Source organism: Pseudomonas sp. SJZ078, assembly GCF_007828255.1.
Classification (GTDB): domain Bacteria; phylum Pseudomonadota; class Gammaproteobacteria; order Pseudomonadales; family Pseudomonadaceae; genus Aquipseudomonas.
The window spans coordinates 148,224-165,634 of record NZ_VIUG01000004.1; the positions used below are offsets into that span (position 1 = coordinate 148,224).

The window sequence follows — 17,411 nt, forward strand, 5'->3', positions numbered from 1 at the left end:
GCCGATTGGCAACCCGAGGAGTAAGCACTAGAGTATGCGCGCGCAAAACGGGCTGGAGTCGTTCGCACATCGCTGTCGCGTTTATTACGAGGACACCGATGCCGGCGGCATCGTTTACTACGTCAATTACCTCAAGTTTATGGAACGGGCTCGAACCGAACGGCTGCGGGAACTGGGTTTCGCCCAATCCGCGCTGGCAGGGGAGGACCTGTTATTCGTCGTGCATTCCAGCGAAGCGCGTTACCACGCGCCGGCGCGACTTGACGACGAGCTTCTGGTAAGTGCCGATGTCATCGAATTGAACCGTGTCAGCCTGCGCTTCAAGCAGCAGGTCAGGCGGGCTACGGATAATGCGCTGCTCTGTGAAGGGCAGTTTTTGGTGGCCTGTGTGCGCACCCATAGTTTGAAACCCCGGGCCATTCCCGAAGCTCTACGTGCGGCCTTTGCCGGCGTGAGCGGCGCGGGTACACACTCAGAGCAGGAGATAAAGCGTGGAAGCTAACGTCGTCGACCATACCTCCATGTGGAGCCTGGTCAGCAATGCCAGCGTCGTGGTGCAACTGGTAATGCTGACCCTGGTAGCCGCATCGGTGACCTCATGGATCATGATTTTTCAGCGCAGCAACCTGCTGCGCGCTGGTCGCCGTGCCCTGGAGAGCTTTGAAGAGCGCTTCTGGTCGGGTATAGACCTGTCCAAGCTGTACCGCCAGGCGGGCAGCAACCCGGATCCGGATTCGGGCGTGGAGCAGATCTTCCGTGCCGGTTTCAAGGAGTTCTCCCGTTTGCGCCAGCAGCCGGGCGTCGACCCTGAAGCGGTGATGGAAGGTGTGGCCCGTGCCATGCGCGTCGCCATTTCCCGGGAAGAAGAAAAGCTCGAGCAGAGCCTGCCGTTCCTGGCCACCGTCGGTTCGGTCAGCCCGTACATCGGCCTGTTCGGTACCGTGTGGGGGATCATGAACTCCTTCCGTGGCCTGGCCTCCGCCCAGCAGGCAACCCTGGCCACCGTGGCCCCGGGTATCGCCGAGGCACTGGTCGCCACCGCCATTGGCCTGTTTGCGGCGATCCCGGCTGTTATCGCCTACAACCGCTTCGCTGCCCGCAGCGAAACGCTGATCGGCCGTTACTACACCTTCGCCGATGAATTCCAGGCGATCCTGCACCGCAAAGTGCACACCAGCGAAGAATAAGCAGGTATTTCCCGATGGCTTTAATCGCTCGAGCCCGAAACAAGCGCAAGCCGGTTGCCGAGATGAACGTGGTGCCCTACATCGACGTGATGCTGGTGCTGCTGGTCATCTTCATGGTGACCGCGCCCATGCTCAATCAGGGCGTGAAGGTGGATCTGCCCAAGGTTTCCAGCGAAGCCTTGCCGCAGGACAACAACACCCAGGTCCTGACCATTTCGATCAAGGCTGACAAGACCTACTACTGGAACCTTGGCAGCGAAGTCGATACCGAGAAGCAACAGGACCGGGCCATGACCCTGCCCCAGATGACCGATGCGGTGACCAAGATCATTCGTGTCGGCAATGATGCTGGCAAACGCACCCAGGTCTTCATTCGCGGTGACAAGACCGTCGACTACGGAGCCGTGATGGGCGCGATGGGCGGTCTGCAGAAAGCCGGGGTCGGTAATGTTGGCTTGATCACCGAGGCCCCCTGATGCAGCAACAGCGAGAGCCGTCCGCCTCGGAAAGCTACTTCTGGCCCAGCGTCCTGGCAATTGGCCTGCACGTGCTGGTGTTCGGCATGTTGTTCGTCAGTTTTGCCATGACACCGGAGCTGCCGCCGGCCAAGCCGATCGTGCAGGCGACCCTTTACCAGCTCAAGTCCAAGAGCCAGGCCACCACGCAGACCAACCAGAAGCTGGCCGGTGAGGCGAAGAAATCCGCTGCGCGGCAGACTGAAGTCGAGCAGATGGAGCAGAAGAAGGTCGAACAGGAAGCGATAAAGGCAGCGGAACAAAAGAAAGAAGAAGCCGCTCAAAAGGCCGAAGAAGCGAAGAAGGCCGACGAGGCGAAAAAAGCTGACGAGGCCAAGAAAGCCGATGAAGCGAAAAAAGCCGAGGCCAAGAAGGCAGAAGAGAAACAATTGGCTGATATAGCCAAGAAGAAAGCCGAAGAGGAAGCCAAGAAAGCCGCTGAGGAAGAGGCCAAGAAAGCGGCCGCCGAAGAGGCCAAGAAGAAGATTGTCGAGGACGCGAAGAAGAAAGCGGCCGAAGACGCCAAGAAGAAAGCTGAAGCTGACGAGGCGAAAAAGAAAGTCGCCGAGGATGCGAAGAAGAAAGCCGCCGCCGACGCCGCCAAGAAAAAGGCCCAGGATGCAGCGCGCAAATCTGCCGAAGAGAAGAAGGCCCAGGCCTTGGCGGATCTGCTTTCCGACACGCCGCAGCGCCAGCAGGCCTTGGCCGATGAGCAGGGCGATGAAGTCGCCGGTAGCTTCGATGATCTGATTCGTGCCCGGGCGGCAGAGGGCTGGGCTCGTCCGCCTTCGGCGCGCCAGGGCATGACGGTGGTATTGCAGATCGGCATGTTGCCGGACGGTACGGTGGCCTCGGTCAGCGTGGCCAAGTCCAGCGGCGACGGACCTTTCGATGCTTCGGCGGTTGCCGCGGTCAAGAACATTGGACGATTGACGGAAATGCAAGGAATGAAGCCGAGCGATTTCGCTCCCTATCGTTCATTCAAGATGACATTCACACCTGAGGATCTAGCCTTGTGAGAAACCTTCTTCGAGGAATGCTTGTCGTTATCTGCTGCCTGGCAGGGATAGCGGTGGCAGAGGAAAAGAACATTCTGGTCACCAGCGGCAGCGATCGGGCGACCCCGATCGCCGTCGTACCGTTCGGCTGGCAGGGCGGTAGCGTCCTGCCGGACGATATGGCGGAAATCATCGGCAACGACCTGCGCAACTCGGGTTACTACGCGCCGATTCCGAAGCAGAACATGATCAGCCTGCCCACCCAGGCCAGCGAAGTCATCTACCGTGACTGGAAGGCCCTGGGCGCCCAGTACATCATGGTCGGCAGCATCGTTCCGGCGGGCGGCCGCCTGCAGGTGCAATATGCTCTGTTCAACGTCGCCACCGAACAGCAGGTGCTGACCGGCAGCGTATCGGGCAGCACAGACCAGCTGCGTGACATGGCGCACTACATCTCCGACCAGTCGTTCGAGAAGCTCACCGGTATCAAGGGTGCATTCTCCACCCGCATGCTCTACGTGACGGCCGAACGTTTCTCCGAGAAAAACACCCGCTACACCCTGCAGCGCTCCGACTACGACGGTGCACGCGCGGTCACCCTGCTGCAATCGCGTGAGCCGATCCTGTCGCCGCGTTTCGCCCCCGATGGCAAGCGCATCGCCTATGTGTCGTTCGAGCAGAAGCGTCCGCGCATTTTCGTGCAGCACATCGACACCGGTCGCCGCGAGCAGATTACCAACTTCGAAGGCCTGAACGGCGCGCCAGCCTGGTCGCCGGACGGTAACCGCCTGGCATTCGTGCTGTCCAAGGACGGTAACCCGGACATCTATGTGATGAACCTGGGCTCGCGTTCGATCTCCCGTGTCACCAACGGCCCGGGCATCAACACCGAACCGTTCTGGGGCAAGGATGGCTCGACCATCTACTTCACCTCCGACCGTGGTGGCAAGCCGCAGATCTACAAGACCAGTGCCGGTGGCGGCGGTGCCGAGCGCGTAACCTTCGTCGGTAACTACAACGCCAACCCTAAACTGTCGGCGGACGAGAAGACCCTGGTGATGATCCATCGTCAGGACGGTTTCACCAATTTCAAGGTGGCAGCCCAGGATATGCAACGCGGCAGCGTAAAAATCCTAACTGATAGCACTCTGGACGAGTCACCTACTGTTGCGCCCAACGGCACCATGGTAATCTACGCCACCCGCCAGCAGGGCCGGGGAGTCTTGATGCTCGTGTCCATTAATGGACGCGTGAGGCTCCCGCTTCCTACCGCTCAAGGCGAAGTCAGAGAACCGTCCTGGTCCCCTTACCTGAACTGACGCGGCGCAATACGTTTTACTTAACACACTGGGGTTCATTAGGAGTTTCACGATGGAAATGCTGAAGTTTGGTAAATTTGCTGCGCTGGCTCTGGCCATGGCCGTAGCTGTAGGTTGCTCGTCCAAAGGCGGCGACAACGCCGGTGAAGGCGCTGTTGATCCGAACGCTGGTTACGGCGCTAACACTGGTGCAGTTGACGGCTCCATGAGCGAAGAAGCTGCTCTGCGCGCAATCACCACCTTCTACTTCGAATACGACAGCTCGGACCTGAAGCCAGAAGCCATGCGCGCTCTGGACGTTCACGCCAAAGACCTGAAAGCAAACGGCGCTCGCGTTGTTCTGGAAGGCAACACTGACGAACGTGGTACTCGTGAGTACAACATGGCACTGGGCGAGCGTCGTGCGAAAGCCGTTCAACGCTACCTGGTACTGCAAGGTGTTTCCCCAGCTCAGCTGGAACTGGTTTCCTACGGCGAAGAGCGTCCAGTTGCTACCGGCAACGACGAGCAGTCCTGGGCTCAAAACCGTCGCGTCGAACTGCGTAAGAACTGATTCGTCATGCGAACGTGCCGTCGTGCTGTAACTGTTCTGGCTCTCAGTCTCGCACCGCTTGCGGTGTGGGCTGCGGTTCCTGTGGTCGATAACGATGCCGGCTATAACAATAGCGGGAGCAGCTATCCGCCTGCAGGTTACGGTACGAACGGCGCCTATGCCGGGGGAGGGGTTTCGGCCCCTGTCTCGGCACAGGGCGAGCTGTTCAACCAACTGCAGCAAATGCAGGATCAGCTTTCACGCCAACAAGGCGCGATTGAAGTTCTGCAAAACGAAGTATCGCGCATGAAGCAGGAAAACCTGGAGCGTTACCAGGATCTTGATCGGCGCATAGGAAGCGGTGTTGCACCTGCCGCGACTCCTGAGAATTCTCCTGCCGGTGGCGACTTGAACGCCCCTGGTGCTGCCGCAGGCGCGGCTGCCGGAGCAAGCGCTCCAGCACCTGCCGCCAGTGGCGAACCGGCCGATCCGGCGAAGGAAAAGCTCTATTACGACGCTGCCTTCGACCTGATCAAGGCCAAGGATTTCGACAAGGCCAGCCAGGCCTTTGCCGCTTTCCTGCGCAAATACCCAAACAGCCAGTACGCGGGCAATGCCCAATACTGGTTGGGTGAAGTGAACCTGGCCAAGGGTGACCTGCAGGGTGCCGGCCAGGCATTCGCCAAGGTTTCCCAGCTGTATCCCAAGCATGCCAAGGTGCCAGATTCGCTGTACAAGCTGGCTGACGTAGAGCGCCGCCTTGGTCATACCGACAAGGTCAAGGGCATTCTGCAGCAGGTAGTCTCCCAGTATCCGGGGACTTCTGCCGCCCAGTTGGCCCAGCGCGATCTGCAACGCATGTAAGCCGGTTAGACCTGGTAATGAAGAAACCCGCGCTTGTCGCGGGTTTTTTCGTTAGAATTCACGCCCTTTTCTGAAACACGCTTTTTGGAGCCTGCGCGATGGCGGGGTTCCTTGAAGTGCCTGACGGAGGCGGACGGCCTGTTTAGCTGTTACGCCCGTGGCGACTATGCAAGACACATTGAGAATCACCGAAGTTTTTTACTCGTTGCAGGGTGAAACGCGAACGGCCGGGCTGCCCACGGTATTTGTGCGCCTCACCGGTTGCCCGTTGCGTTGCCAATACTGCGACAGCGCCTACGCCTTCAGCGGCGGCACCCTGCGAACCCTTGACGACATCCTCGAGCAAGTGGCCGGCTATCGCCCGCGCTACGTTTGTGTCACAGGTGGCGAGCCACTGGCACAACCCAATGCCATTCCCTTGCTCAAGCAGTTGTGTGATGCCGGCTATGAAGTTTCGCTGGAAACCAGCGGTGCCCTGGATATTTCGGCCGTCGACCCACGCGTCAGTCGCGTCGTGGACCTGAAAACCCCAGGCTCCAAGGAAGCGCATCGTAACCGTTACGAGAACATTGAACTGCTGACGCCCAACGATCAGGTCAAGTTCGTTATCTGTTCTCGGGAGGATTACGACTGGGCCGTGTCCAAGCTGATCCAGTATGGGCTCGACAAGCGAGCCGGTGAGGTCCTGGTGTCGCCAAGTCATCACGATTTGAACGCGCGGGATCTGGCGGACTGGGTGGTGGCGGATAACCTGCCGGTGCGCCTGCAATTGCAGCTGCACAAATATCTTTGGAACGATGAGCCGGGGCGCTGATATGACTGAGCAGACGAACATTGCAGAAAAACGAGCGGTCATCCTGTTGTCCGGCGGCCTGGATTCGGCCACGGTCGTAGCCATGGCTCGTGCCGAGGGTTACCGCTGCTACACCATGAGTTTCGATTACGGCCAGCGTCACCGCGCTGAATTGCACGCCGCCGAGCGAGTGGCTCGGGACCTGGGTGTGGTGGAGCATAAGGTGATCGGCCTGAACCTCAACGGCATCGGTGGTTCGGCCCTGACCGACAGCACCATCGCCGTACCCGAAGCTCCGAGTGAAGGCATACCGGTAACCTACGTGCCGGCGCGTAACACGGTATTCCTGTCATTGGCGCTGGGATGGGCAGAGGTGCTGGAAGCCCGTGACATTTTCATCGGCGTCAACGCGGTGGATTATTCCGGCTACCCGGACTGCCGTCCCGAGTTCGTCGAAGCCTTCGAGCGCATGGCCAACCTGGCGACCAAGGCCGGCGTGGAAGGGCAAGGCTTCCGCATCCAGGCGCCGCTGCAGAATCTCAGCAAGGCCGATATCATCAGGGCCGGTGTGAAGCTCGGCGTGAATTATGGGTTGACCGTTTCCTGTTACCAGGCCGACGATCAGGGCCGCGCCTGTGGCAAATGCGACAGCTGCCGCCTGCGCGCCGAAGGCTTCGCTGCGGCAGGCGTGAGCGATCCAACCCCTTATTTTTGATTTATTTCAAATTAGGTATTGAATAGTCCTTAGAAATCAGTATTATACGCGCCACCACATAGCGGGTCGTTAGCTCAGTTGGTAGAGCAGTTGGCTTTTAACCAATTGGTCGTAGGTTCGAATCCCACACGACCCACCATTTTTGCTGTTTTAAAAGTCTGGAAAGCCCACGAAAGTGAGGATTTCCGGATTTTTTTTTGCCTGCAATATTGTGGGGCGCGGGCCTGAGGGGAGAGCTATCCCAGCGTACAGACATATCTACCTCTGTCGCGAGACGATCTACAACGCGATCTTCGACCTGCCCGTCGGTGAGCTGCGCAAGGAACTGATCGTCTGCCTGCGCTGATCCGGCACGATGTTCCGGCTTCAATTCAATGACTGTGTTGCACTCAGCTCCTGCAACCGCTCAGTTCTTGCCGGGGGGGCAGGGCGCTTGAATAGCCTGAACCCCCGATTCCACAACATCCGTGCGGATTGGTCAGAGGTCTCGAGAGGCGCTCTTAACCAGCATTTGTGAGAATCGGTCCCGCGTATGCAGATGCAGTTGCACTGTTTAATCACTCCCCTTCAACACACTTCATGAACGAGGCCACCACGTTTCGCGCTTTTTCCTCAGCGTTGTGGGTTTTACGATGTAGGCGACAATCGTAAGGAGTCATCCCCATGTTCGCCGGATTCCAGAAAGATCAGCGCCACGTCAACGGTGTGGACATCGTCTACCGCATCAAAGGCACCGGGCCGGGCCTGCTTCTGCTGCACGGCCATCCGCAAACGCATGTCATCTGGCATAAAATCGCCGAACAACTCGCGCAGCACTTCACCGTGGTCGCCGCCGACCTGCGCGGTTACGGCGACAGCAGCAAACCGCCGGCCAACGACCATCACACCCATTACTCCAAGCGCGAAATGGCCCGTGATGGCCTCGAACTGATGAAGGACCTCGGCTTCAGTGAGTTCTCGGTGCTGGCCCACGACCGTGGCGCACGGGTTGCGCATCGGTTGGCCCTCGATCATCCGCAGGCGGTGCAACGCATGGTGTTGCTGGATATCGCGCCAACCTTGTCGATGTACGCCCAGACCGACGAAACCTTCGCCCGCGCCTACTGGCACTGGTTTTTCCTGATCCGTCCGGCACCGTTGCCGGAGACCCTGATCGAGGCCGATCCCGAGTTGTATTTGCGCAGTGTCATGGGCAGCCGCAGCGCCGGACTCAAGCCGTTCACCGAGCAAGCCTTCAGCGAATACCTTCGCTGTCTGAAACTGCCCGGAACCGCACGTGGCATCTGCGAAGACTATCGGGCCAGCGCCAGTATTGATCTGAATCACGACCGTACCGACATCGCTGCCGGTCGCCGCTTGAACATGCCGCTGCTGGTTTTATGGGGCGCCGAAGGCACCGTCGGGCGCTGCTTCGACCCTCTCAAGGAGTGGCGGCAAGTTGCCACCGATGTGCGCGGCAAAGCATTGGCGGCCGGCCACTACCTGGCGGAGGAAGTTCCCGAGTTGCTGCTGGACGAAGTTCTGACTTTCCTTGGCTAAAGCCACTCACCCAACCTGATGGAAACCGTCCCGCGCAGGCCATCACTGGCCTGTAACGGGTTCAACTTGCCCAAAAAACGTCTCGAGATAATAAAAATGATAATCAGAAAACTGCTGGGAGCCCTGTATATCCAGGTGATCATCGCCATCGTCCTGGGCGTGTTGATCGGCAACTATTGGCCTCAGGTCGGGATCGACCTCAAGCCGTTGGGTGACGGATTCATCAAATTGATCAAGATGGTCATTGGCCCGATCATCTTCTGCACCGTGGTCTGCGGCATCACCAGCATGCACGACGTGAAACAGGTCGGCCGGGTGGGTGGCAAGGCGCTGCTGTATTTCGAGATCGTCTCCAGCATCGCTCTGTTGATCGGTCTGCTCGCCGCCCATGCCCTGCACCCAGGCGTCGGCTTCAACGTTGACGTGAAGACGCTCGACACTTCAGCCATCTCAGGTTTTGTCGGTCAGGCCGAACACGGTGAAGGCATCACCGGTTTTCTGCTGCATGTGATCCCGACGACCTTCTTCGACGCATTCTCCAAAGGCGAAATCCTGCCCGTACTGTTCGTCGCGGTGCTGTTCGCTCTAGGTCTGGTGATGATCGGCGAAAAAGGCCGGCCACTGGTTGGTGTCATCAACCAGGCCAGCGATGTGTTCTTCCGTATCGTCGGCATGATCACTCGCGTCGCGCCCATCGGTGCTTTCGGTGCGATTGCGTTCACCATCGGTAAATATGGCCTCGCTTCGCTGTTGCCACTGCTCAAACTGGTCGGCACGTTTTACCTGACTGCTTTTATCTTTGTGGTCTGCGTGCTTGGCAGCATTGCCCGTTATGCCGGCTTCAGCATTTTTCGTCTGCTGACCTATATCAAATCTGAACTGTTGATCGTACTGGGCACCAGCTCTTCTGAATCGGCGCTGCCACAGTTGATGAACAATCTGGAGCGCCTGGGTTGCTCCAAAGGCGTAGTTGGCATCGTCGTTCCCACCGGTTACACCTTCAACCTGGACGGCACCAACATCTATATGACCCTGGCGGTGCTGTTCCTGGCCCAGGCAACCAACATCGACCTGACACTGGAACAGCAACTCACCTTGCTGGCGGTGGCCATGCTCACCTCAAAAGGCGCGGGAGCGGTCGTCGGGGCCGGTTTTGTTGCACTCGCCGCAAGCCTGGCCGTGGTACCAACAGTGCCGGTGGCAACAATGGTCTTGATCCTCGGCGTGGACCGGTTCATGGCCGAATGTCGCTCGCTGACCAATATCATCGGCAACGCCGTCGCGACGCTGGTGGTCGCCGCCTGGGAAGGTGAGCTGGATCGCAGCAAAATGGAGCCCATCGCACTCAAGCGTGGCCGTGCGGCACTGGCCGCTGCGCCAGCCAAGGTTTCAGTCGAGTAATCCCGCAGGATCCTGCGAGCCGAGAGCTCGCCGTTCCAGTGCTATTATGGCGGCTCATGCCGCCATTCTTCGTGTGTTATGACTCTCAAGAAAGACACTGTGCCCCTACCCGAAGACCTGCGCGTTTTTCTCACTGTAATCCGTAAGGCCGGCTTCGCTTCGGCGGCGGATGAACTGGGCCTGTCACCCGCCTACGTCAGCAAGCGTATCCAGATCCTCGAAACGTCCCTGGGTACGCGGCTGTTGCATCGCACCAGTCGGCGCATCGCGCTGACCGAAGACGGCGACCGGGTACAGCGCTGGGCCGTGCGCATTCTCGAAGACTTCCAGCTATTGCACGACGAACTCTGCGACGCTCACGGCAGCCCAAGTGGGCGTTTGCACCTGTGCAGCAGTTTCGGCTTCGGGCGCAATCATGTTGCTCCAGCGCTGTCGTTACTCGCCGAGCGCTATCCCGACCTGGAAATTCGCCTGGACCTGTTCGACCGGGTGGTGGATATCGTCAACGAGGGATTTGACTTGGAGATCCGCGTCGGCGATGACATTCCCGGTCAGCACATTGGCCGGCAACTGGTGAGCAATCGACGGGTGCTGTGTGCAGCACCGGACTATCTGAAGCGCCGAGGCACGCCAAAAACGCTGAGCGAACTGGAGCAACACGATTGCCTGGTGCTCAAGGAGCGTGACAATGCGTTTGGCATCTGGAATCTGGAACACGACGGCACTCAGGACAGCGTTCGGGTTCGCGGCCCCTTGTCCTCCAATAGCGGGGAGATTGTGCTGCAGTGGGCACTGGACGGACGTGGCGTCCTGTTGCGTTCACTGTGGGATGTGAAACCGTTGTTGGAGCAAGGACAACTGGTGCAAGTGCTGCCCCAGTACACCCAAAGCGCCAATGTTTGGGCGGTGTACCCGACGCGGCTGGCGTATTCGGGAAAATTGCGGGCGTGTGTGGAGTTCTTGCAGGAGCACTTCAAGGGGTTGTCGATTTGATCTGCGTAGCCTGATCGAGCCTCATCGCGGGCAAGCCTCGCACCTATCCAATGAGCGAAGCTTGCCCGCGAATGAGCTGGAACCGCTCACCATCGATTTCAGCTCAACCAGGGATTGGCGGCCAGATGCTCACGCTCGAAGGCCTTGATCTGCTCGCGGCGCTGCAACGTGCTGCCGATGGCATCAAGGCCAAGCAACAACGCGGTCTTGCGCAGGGTATCGATCTGGAACGGGATCACCGCGCCGTCCTGTAATCGAATCTCCTGAGCCTCCAGGTCGACGCTGATGGTTGCACTGTCCGGTTGGCTGACCACCTGTCCGATGCGCTGCAAGAGCGCCTCCTCCAGCGTAATCAGCAACACCCCATTACGTTGACAGTTGTCGTAGAAGATCCCGGCGAAACTGCTGCCGATCAGTGCCCGAATACCCAATTGCTTCAAGCCCCACACAGCATGCTCACGGCTTGAACCACAGCCAAAATTCGGTCCCACCACCATGAAGCTCGCGCCGCTCCAGGCCGGCTGATTGAACACGAACTCAGGGTTCGGCTCACCGGTAGGCAGAAAGCGCAAATCAAAGAACAAACCACGGTCCAGGCCGTTGCGGTCAATGCCCTTAAGAAACTGCTTGGGCATGATCACGTCAGTGTCAATATTGGCCGCGAGCATCGGCGCGGCCTTGCCGGTGACTTGGGTGAACGGTTGCAGGCTCATGTTTTGTCTCCAAAGTTGCGGATATCGGTGAGGCGTCCGGCAATCGCCGCCGCTGCAACCATCGCCGGGCTCATCAGGTGTGTACGCGCCCCCGCGCCCTGGCGTCCTTCGAAATTGCGGTTGGTACTGGACGCGCAGCGATCGCCCGGTTCCAATACGTCGTCGTTCATCGCCAGGCACATGGAGCAGCCTGATTGCCGCCATTCAAAACCGGCGTCGATAAATATCGCGGCCAGTCCTTCCGCTTCCGCCTGATTACGGACCTCAGTGGACCCGGGAACAATTATCCCCCGCACATGATCGGCCACGTGCTTACCGCGAACTACGCTGGCGGCATCGCGCAAGTCTTCTATCCGAGCGTTGGTGCACGAGCCGATAAAGGCATGGCTGATGACGATGTCACTCAGCGGCATGCCGGCTTCCAGACCCATATAGTTCAGGGCGCGGCGCATGTCCTGACGCAGGATCAGATCGCTGATGGCGTCCGGGTCCGGCACCGTGGCGCCGATGGGTGACGCCTGATCCGGGCTGGTACCCCAGGTGACCATGGGCTCCAGAGCGCTGGCATCGAGCTCGATTTCACGGTCGAACAGCGCGTCGACGTCGCTGTGTAAGGTTCGCCAATGGTTCACGGCACGTTGCCACTGCTCGCCTTTCGGTGCGCGCGGTTTGTCATTCAAGTAGGCAAAGACTTTCTCGTCCGGCGCCATGAATGCGCCACGCGCTCCCGCCTCCACCGCCATGTTGCAGATGGTCATGCGCGCCTCGACGCTCAAGGCATCGATGGTCGAACCACGGAATTCAATGGCATAGCCAGTGGCACCGGAAGCGCCGATTTTGGCGATCAGCGCCATGATCACGTCTTTGGAGGTCAGACCGACGGCGAGTGCGCCGTTGACGGTCACGCGCATGCTCTTCAGGCGTTTGTAGACCAGCGTCTGCGTGGCCAGCAAGTGCTCGATTTCCGAGGTGCCAATACCAAACCCGAACGCCCCGAGCGCTCCATACGTGGTGGTGTGGCTGTCCCCCGCCGCGATGATCATACCCGGCAAAATGAAACCCTGTTCTGGTGCAACCACGTGTTCGATGCCCTGGCGCTTGTCGAGGATGTCAAACAGTTCGATGCCGAAATCCCGGCAGTTTTCCGCGAGGTACGAGACCTGCCGCGCACCACCGGCGTCGGGCATGGCGGCGATGCGTTTGGGCGTGGTGGGGTTCACATGGTCAACTACCGCCAGCGCAGTTTGAGCGCGCCAGACGCCGCGCTTGGCTTCACGCAAGCCGGTGAATGCCTGCGGGCTGGTGTATTCGTTGATCACTTGGCGGTCGATGTACAACAGGACGTGGCCCTGATCATCGAGGCGGCACACTGTGTGGGAATCAATGTGTTTGTCGTAGAGGGTTCTTGCTTGAGTCATGAAGGCACTCGCTTGGGTGAAAGTACGCGAGGCTGTCGGAAAGCGGCAGGTCTATGCCGACAGGCGTATGGCTCAATCATAGGCAGCACCACAAGCCCATCAATGGTAGGACAGTGATGGCTTGGGACATGGTTCGTGTTCGATCGACGGCAAAAAGCAACGTTAGTGCGTTATCGCCTCAATAGGCACGGAGTGCTCACGACTCATTTCCAGATTTTTTTGGGGGCCCGTCGGAAAACCCCACCCCGGGAACCACGCGAAGATGCGCGTGGTTCCCGGGCGGCTTAGAGCAAGCCGTCTTCGGCGCAGACCTTCACGATCTGCTCGCGAAACCAGACGTTGGCGTTGTCCTGGCCCGGTTTTTCACTCCACATCATATCCAGCGTAAAGTTCGGTAACCCGGCCGGTGGCTTGCGATGGCTGAATTTGGCCTCATCACAGGTCAATGCCTGAATGCGTCGGGGCAGGGTCAGCACGAAGTCGGTCCCGGTGACCATATTGAGCGCGGCCACATAGCTGTTGGCCCGGGCGACGATCTGCCGGCTATGGCCCTGGCGGGCAAGCCAACCGTCGATCATGTTGGTGTCGGATGTCCATGGGGTCGGGAACACATGCTGGCATGCCACGAATGTTTCCAGGCTGAGGGCCTCGCCCGGCAAATCGACGTTCCTATCGACTACGCAGACCAGTTCATCTTCCAGTAATACTTGCGAGCGCAAGCCTTTGGCACTGCGATGAAAGTTTGGGCCGAAACAAACCACTAGATCAAAACGGCCGTCCGTCAGTTCGTCAACGGGAATATCCTTGTGAAATTTCGTTATATTAATGATGACCGGGAATTGACTGCCGATAAAGCGCTTGACCAACTTGGGCAGGATCAATAATTCAAAATATTCGGGAGCGCAGATATTGAATGTTATTTCTTTTTGCGTGGGGTCGAAGCTCTGGATACCTGAGTGGCAGATATTAATAGCTTGAAGAATCTTGACGATATGGCTGTACATCGCGGTGGCTTTATTGGTTGGGCGCATGCCACTGCGGGTATTAATGAATAATTCATCTTCGAAGCTGGTGCGCAGCTTCTTCAAGCAGTAGCTCACGGTTGACTGGCTGACGCAGAGGGCTTCGGAGACCTCGGTAACGCTGCTCTGCTCGTACACCGCGACGAACACCATCAAGTCCTGCATGTCCAGCTTTCTAAGCAAATTACTATTGAGCATAAGATCCTTCTTGGCGCAATCCATGGGCTAGCGTCTCTGGTTTTTATGACAAAGACGTTTATTTATATATTAGCGGAAGCAATTTATTTTTTAAATGGCTTGTAGGAATTTTCTTAAATATGCTCGCCTCGCTTTTAAGACATCCTGCACAGGGACGGAGGAGGACGAAATGCAAATACGAGTCGCGGAAACTAAAACGCCACTATGGGTACAGGCTACTGAAGTAGTAAAAGACAAGTTTCGAAGTTCTTATGCGGCTTCGGTAGAACCGAATCCGCAATACTTTGCAGTTACTCAGGATCAGGACGATCGCATACTCGCGTGTGCCGGGATTACTTTTGCGGACCACCGCATTCTCTTTTCCGAACAATACCTGACACAACCGATCGAGGAGATCCTGTCTCAACGTTTCGAGAAAACCATCGAGCGTTCGAACATTGTCGAGATCGGCAATTTGATTTCCCATCACCTAACAGCGGGAATGATTCTCGTTAATATGATTCCGTTGTTGTCCTGGTGCATGGGCGGGCATTACCTGTTGTGCACTGTTACGCCTCGGGTCCGGCAAATGATGGAAAGTTGCCAGATCGATTTCGAGCCGCTGTTGACCGCTGACCCCACTCGCCTGGCCGATGATGGTGGCAAAAATTGGGGAACCTATTACGCCAAGAAACCGGTGACCGGTTTCATCCGGGTCGATCCAAAGCGTTCTCGTTTCGCCGCTACGACACTCAGTACCTCGTTTACCCAGTTGCCCGGTGAATCTTTGGCGAGGGCACAACCATGAGCGGCGGTTTCATCAATCAGTTGAAGCAGGCGTTGCAGGACAATCGCCAGGCGGTCTGCGCGGTCGACTGGACGTCGGGTACCGAATCCGTGGCGCTGACCTACGGCGAACTGGAACACCGGGCGCTTAATCTGGCTGCGGAGCTGCAATGGCGTTTCGCGACGCCAGCCCACGGCGATCAAGTGGTGCTGGGGATCGCGACGCGCAATAGCAGTGACTGGCTGGTGGCCGACCTGGCGTGCCTGTTTGCCGGGATTACCGCGCTGCCGTTGCCGCTGGCGTTCAGTCAATCCCAGGCCGAGCACCTGGCCGAGCGTTGCGACGGATTCCTGGTGGATGCCGCAGGGCAGCGGACACTGGCGCAACGCTGGAAGCTGAATTTTCCCGACAGTCGCCTGCGCCGTCTCGGCGAGCCGGTGATCGAACAGCCCCTGCCTCACACGCCGGATGGTGAGGGTGATTGGATCTGCAAGATCATTCACACCTCGGGCACCACCAGCCGGCCGAAAGGCGTGCGCCTGAGCAATCAGGCGGTTGGCGCGGTACTGGCGTCGCTGCGCGAACGCATGCCGGTCAATGCCCATCGTCGGTATTTGTCGCTGGTGCCATTGAGCCTGCTGCTCGAGCAGGTGACCGCTGCGTACCTGCCGTTGTTGGCCGGTGGGACCGTGCATTTCCTGCCGCCGAGCGAAGCATTGCTCGGCGAACCCGGGGCGTCGCCGCAGCGTCTGGTCGACTGGATCTTGCAGGTCCAGCCAACGGCGCTGACGGTACCGCCGGTCATGATCAATCGCTTCCTGGAACAATTGAACGATGGCGGTGAGGCTGGGGAACGGCTGGCGAGTTACCTGAAGTCCGGGGCTCATATCACCTGCGGCGGCGCGGCGGTGAGTATCGATGCTCTGCATGCTCTGGCCGAGCAAGGCATCGAGGTGTACCAGGGCTACGGACTGTCGGAAAACGCCTCTGTGGTCAGCATGAACACCTTCGAAGAGCAGCGCCTGGGCAGTGTTGGCAAACCGCTGCCCCATGTTCAGGTGCGGATCGGCGCCGACCAGACCATCGAGGTCAAGAGCAGTTCGCTGTTCAGCGGCTATTCGGGGACGGACCCCAGCGCATGCTCAATGTCTGGCGATGGCTGGATGGACACCGGCGACCTGGGGATGCTCGATGAAGACGGCTACCTCTATGTGCACGGCCGCAAGAAGAACGTGATCTGCCTACCCAACGGTCGCAATGTCAGCCCCGAGCAGGTCGAGCTGGAATACCGCAAGTACCCGGGCGTGAACGACGCCGCGGTGTTCTTCGATGAGCAGCACGGTCTTGTGGCGTTGCTGTGTGTCGAGTCCACGCCGGCCAGCGATGAACTGGTGACCTGGTCGACCGGCCGTTTCTCCGACATTGAACGACCGAACCGGCTCTGGTTGTTGAACAAGGACGATCCGTTGATCGAGCAGCTCTACACCGTCACCGGCCGACCGAAACGTGCCGACATCGCCACTGTTTTTTCCACTCTGCAAGGGAACGCATCCAATGAGCACACCTGCCTTTCACTTTGAAAACCCCGACGTCTCTATCGTCGAGTCGCACCACTTCGCCAGCCTGGGCAAGGCCGAGTTGTACGAGCTGCTGGGACACTACGGTGTCGTGCTGTTTCGCAACTGCATTCACAGCGCCGAGGCGTTCAGCGCCTACGTCAAGCAAAACAGTTCCCGGTTGAGCCTGGATCCGGCGCGGGTCATGGTCGGTGGTGCGGCGCAGTTGGTGGACGCCGGGCATCAGGCGGTCGGCCTGCATTGCGAAAACGGTAATTCGCCGTTCTGGCCGGACATGACTTGGTTCTATTGCCAGGAAGCGCCGCGCAAGGGTTCGCAAACCACGATCTGCGACGGTGAGAAAGTGCTGGCGAGGCTGTCTCCGGGTTGCCGCAGCTTCTTCGAAAACAACCCTATTCGCTACAGCCGCACCGTGGCGGGGGAAAAGTGGCGTCGGCTGGTTTGCCATTATTCGCCGACCCTGTCGAACCCGGCAGACGTGGTCATCGAGGATCTGTTGCAGATCATTGGCAATGACCCGCAGACGCAGATTTCCTTCAATCCGGCCGATGATTCGATGCACTACGCCTTCAGCACGTCGGCGATCCTCACTTCTGCCTTCAGCCAGCGCCCGGCTTTTGCCAACAGCATCCTGGGGCCTTCGTTCAACTATGAGGCGCCGGTGATCGATACGGTGAGCGGTCAGGTGATTCCCGCCGAGTTTCTCGCCGAAATCGCTGAAGTCTCAGCCCAGTACACCGTTCCGGTGGGGTGGCGTGACCACGACGTGGTGATGATCGATAACCGTCGGGTCATGCACGGTCGTGAAACGATCGTCGATGAGCGTCGACGCATTTTCAATGCCCTGAGCTATCGCTGAGA

The 17,411-nt window shown here is 58.6% G+C and carries 18 protein-coding genes and 1 tRNA gene; 16 read left to right on the plus strand and 3 right to left on the minus strand.

Going from position 1 to position 17,411, the window contains the following annotated elements:
• Positions 1–34 precede the first annotated feature (34 nt).
• From ybgC to FBY02_RS06060, 13 genes are all read left to right on the plus strand, one after another.
• Complete coding sequence (ybgC, locus tag FBY02_RS05995) at positions 35–502, plus strand: tol-pal system-associated acyl-CoA thioesterase (protein WP_139645237.1); 468 nt, start codon at positions 35–37, stop codon at positions 500–502.
• On the plus strand, positions 492–1,187 hold the full coding sequence (gene tolQ, locus FBY02_RS06000) for a protein TolQ (RefSeq protein ID WP_042728759.1): 696 nt from the start codon (positions 492–494) through the stop codon (positions 1,185–1,187). Before ybgC ends, tolQ begins: the two co-directional genes overlap by 11 nt.
• 23 nt (positions 1,188–1,210) lie before the next feature.
• Positions 1,211–1,663, plus strand: a complete 453-nt coding sequence (gene tolR / locus FBY02_RS06005; RefSeq protein WP_161796096.1) for a protein TolR — start codon at positions 1,211–1,213, stop codon at positions 1,661–1,663.
• Positions 1,663–2,721 (plus strand): cell envelope integrity protein TolA, encoded by a 1,059-nt coding sequence (tolA, locus tag FBY02_RS06010; RefSeq protein WP_144924635.1) that lies wholly within the window; start codon positions 1,663–1,665, stop codon positions 2,719–2,721. Before tolR ends, tolA begins: the two co-directional genes overlap by 1 nt.
• The gene (tolB, locus tag FBY02_RS06015) at positions 2,718–4,019 is read left to right on the plus strand and encodes a Tol-Pal system beta propeller repeat protein TolB (protein ID WP_144924638.1); all 1,302 of its coding nucleotides are present in this window, start codon (positions 2,718–2,720) and stop codon (positions 4,017–4,019) included. Before tolA ends, tolB begins: the two co-directional genes overlap by 4 nt.
• Before the next feature lie 52 nt (positions 4,020–4,071).
• Positions 4,072–4,572 carry a peptidoglycan-associated lipoprotein Pal gene (gene pal / locus FBY02_RS06020; protein WP_024779460.1) on the plus strand — a complete coding sequence of 167 codons (501 nt, stop codon included), beginning with the start codon at positions 4,072–4,074 and terminating at the stop codon, positions 4,570–4,572.
• A 6-nt stretch (positions 4,573–4,578) separates the two neighbouring features.
• On the plus strand, positions 4,579–5,415 hold the full coding sequence (gene ybgF / locus FBY02_RS06025; RefSeq protein WP_144924641.1) for a tol-pal system protein YbgF: 837 nt from the start codon (positions 4,579–4,581) through the stop codon (positions 5,413–5,415).
• 166 nt (positions 5,416–5,581) lie between these two features.
• Positions 5,582–6,229 (plus strand): 7-carboxy-7-deazaguanine synthase QueE, encoded by a 648-nt coding sequence (gene queE, locus FBY02_RS06030; RefSeq protein WP_041021787.1) that lies wholly within the window; start codon positions 5,582–5,584, stop codon positions 6,227–6,229.
• Positions 6,230–6,248: 19 nt separating this feature from the next.
• Entirely contained in the window at positions 6,249–6,923 is a 675-nt protein-coding gene (queC, locus tag FBY02_RS06035; protein ID WP_178111833.1) for a 7-cyano-7-deazaguanine synthase QueC, read from the plus strand.
• Between the two features lie 63 nt (positions 6,924–6,986).
• Positions 6,987–7,062 (plus strand) — tRNA-Lys (locus tag FBY02_RS06040).
• Between the two features lie 524 nt (positions 7,063–7,586).
• Positions 7,587–8,462 carry an alpha/beta fold hydrolase gene (locus FBY02_RS06050; RefSeq protein WP_144924648.1) on the plus strand — a complete coding sequence of 292 codons (876 nt, stop codon included), beginning with the start codon at positions 7,587–7,589 and terminating at the stop codon, positions 8,460–8,462.
• Between the two features lie 96 nt (positions 8,463–8,558).
• On the plus strand, positions 8,559–9,863 hold the full coding sequence (dctA, locus tag FBY02_RS06055) for a C4-dicarboxylate transporter DctA (RefSeq protein ID WP_144924651.1): 1,305 nt from the start codon (positions 8,559–8,561) through the stop codon (positions 9,861–9,863).
• 78 nt (positions 9,864–9,941) lie between these two features.
• A complete protein-coding gene (locus FBY02_RS06060) occupies positions 9,942–10,856 on the plus strand; it encodes a LysR substrate-binding domain-containing protein (protein ID WP_144924654.1) in 915 nt (304 codons plus the stop codon).
• 98 nt (positions 10,857–10,954) lie between these two features.
• On the opposite strand, the gene leuD is transcribed toward FBY02_RS06060, so the two are convergent.
• The 3 genes from leuD to FBY02_RS06075 all read right to left on the minus strand — a co-directional run bounded on the left by leuD (position 10,955) and on the right by FBY02_RS06075 (position 14,207).
• The gene (gene leuD, locus FBY02_RS06065) at positions 10,955–11,569 is read right to left on the minus strand and encodes a 3-isopropylmalate dehydratase small subunit (protein ID WP_144924657.1); all 615 of its coding nucleotides are present in this window, start codon (positions 11,567–11,569) and stop codon (positions 10,955–10,957) included.
• The gene (gene leuC, locus FBY02_RS06070) at positions 11,566–12,987 is read right to left on the minus strand and encodes a 3-isopropylmalate dehydratase large subunit (protein ID WP_144924660.1); all 1,422 of its coding nucleotides are present in this window, start codon (positions 12,985–12,987) and stop codon (positions 11,566–11,568) included. Before leuC ends, leuD begins: the two co-directional genes overlap by 4 nt.
• 284 nt (positions 12,988–13,271) lie before the next feature.
• Entirely contained in the window at positions 13,272–14,207 is a 936-nt protein-coding gene (locus FBY02_RS06075) for a LysR family transcriptional regulator (protein WP_144924663.1), read from the minus strand.
• A gap of 169 nt (positions 14,208–14,376) precedes the next feature.
• On the opposite strand from FBY02_RS06075, the gene FBY02_RS06080 reads away from it, so the two are divergent.
• The 3 genes from FBY02_RS06080 to FBY02_RS06090 are packed head-to-tail and all read left to right on the plus strand — an operon-like array spanning position 14,377 to position 17,409.
• Positions 14,377–14,994: a thermostable hemolysin gene (locus tag FBY02_RS06080; protein WP_144924666.1), complete on the plus strand. Its 618-nt coding sequence runs from the start codon at positions 14,377–14,379 to the stop codon at positions 14,992–14,994.
• Positions 14,991–16,553: an AMP-binding protein gene (locus FBY02_RS06085; protein ID WP_144924669.1), complete on the plus strand. Its 1,563-nt coding sequence runs from the start codon at positions 14,991–14,993 to the stop codon at positions 16,551–16,553. The genes FBY02_RS06080 and FBY02_RS06085 overlap by 4 nt, the downstream gene beginning before the upstream one ends.
• Complete coding sequence (locus FBY02_RS06090; RefSeq protein ID WP_144924672.1) at positions 16,528–17,409, plus strand: TauD/TfdA family dioxygenase; 882 nt, start codon at positions 16,528–16,530, stop codon at positions 17,407–17,409. Before FBY02_RS06085 ends, FBY02_RS06090 begins: the two co-directional genes overlap by 26 nt.
• Positions 17,410–17,411 lie beyond the last annotated feature (2 nt).

Coding starts and splice junctions, on each gene's coding strand:
- ybgC (WP_139645237.1), top strand. CDS start 35: ATGCGCGCGCAAAACGGGCTGGAGTCGTTCGCACATCGCTGTCGCGTT.
- tolA (WP_144924635.1), top strand. CDS start 1,663: ATGCAGCAACAGCGAGAGCCGTCCGCCTCGGAAAGCTACTTCTGGCCC.
- pal (WP_024779460.1), top strand. CDS start 4,072: ATGGAAATGCTGAAGTTTGGTAAATTTGCTGCGCTGGCTCTGGCCATG.
- ybgF (WP_144924641.1), top strand. CDS start 4,579: ATGCGAACGTGCCGTCGTGCTGTAACTGTTCTGGCTCTCAGTCTCGCA.
- queE (WP_041021787.1), top strand. CDS start 5,582: ATGCAAGACACATTGAGAATCACCGAAGTTTTTTACTCGTTGCAGGGT.
- FBY02_RS06050 (WP_144924648.1), top strand. CDS start 7,587: ATGTTCGCCGGATTCCAGAAAGATCAGCGCCACGTCAACGGTGTGGAC.
- dctA (WP_144924651.1), top strand. CDS start 8,559: ATGATAATCAGAAAACTGCTGGGAGCCCTGTATATCCAGGTGATCATC.
- FBY02_RS06060 (WP_144924654.1), top strand. CDS start 9,942: ATGACTCTCAAGAAAGACACTGTGCCCCTACCCGAAGACCTGCGCGTT.
- leuD (WP_144924657.1), bottom strand. CDS start 11,569: ATGAGCCTGCAACCGTTCACCCAAGTCACCGGCAAGGCCGCGCCGATG.
- leuC (WP_144924660.1), bottom strand. CDS start 12,987: ATGACTCAAGCAAGAACCCTCTACGACAAACACATTGATTCCCACACA.
- FBY02_RS06075 (WP_144924663.1), bottom strand. CDS start 14,207: ATGCTCAATAGTAATTTGCTTAGAAAGCTGGACATGCAGGACTTGATG.
- FBY02_RS06080 (WP_144924666.1), top strand. CDS start 14,377: ATGCAAATACGAGTCGCGGAAACTAAAACGCCACTATGGGTACAGGCT.
- FBY02_RS06085 (WP_144924669.1), top strand. CDS start 14,991: ATGAGCGGCGGTTTCATCAATCAGTTGAAGCAGGCGTTGCAGGACAAT.
- FBY02_RS06090 (WP_144924672.1), top strand. CDS start 16,528: ATGAGCACACCTGCCTTTCACTTTGAAAACCCCGACGTCTCTATCGTC.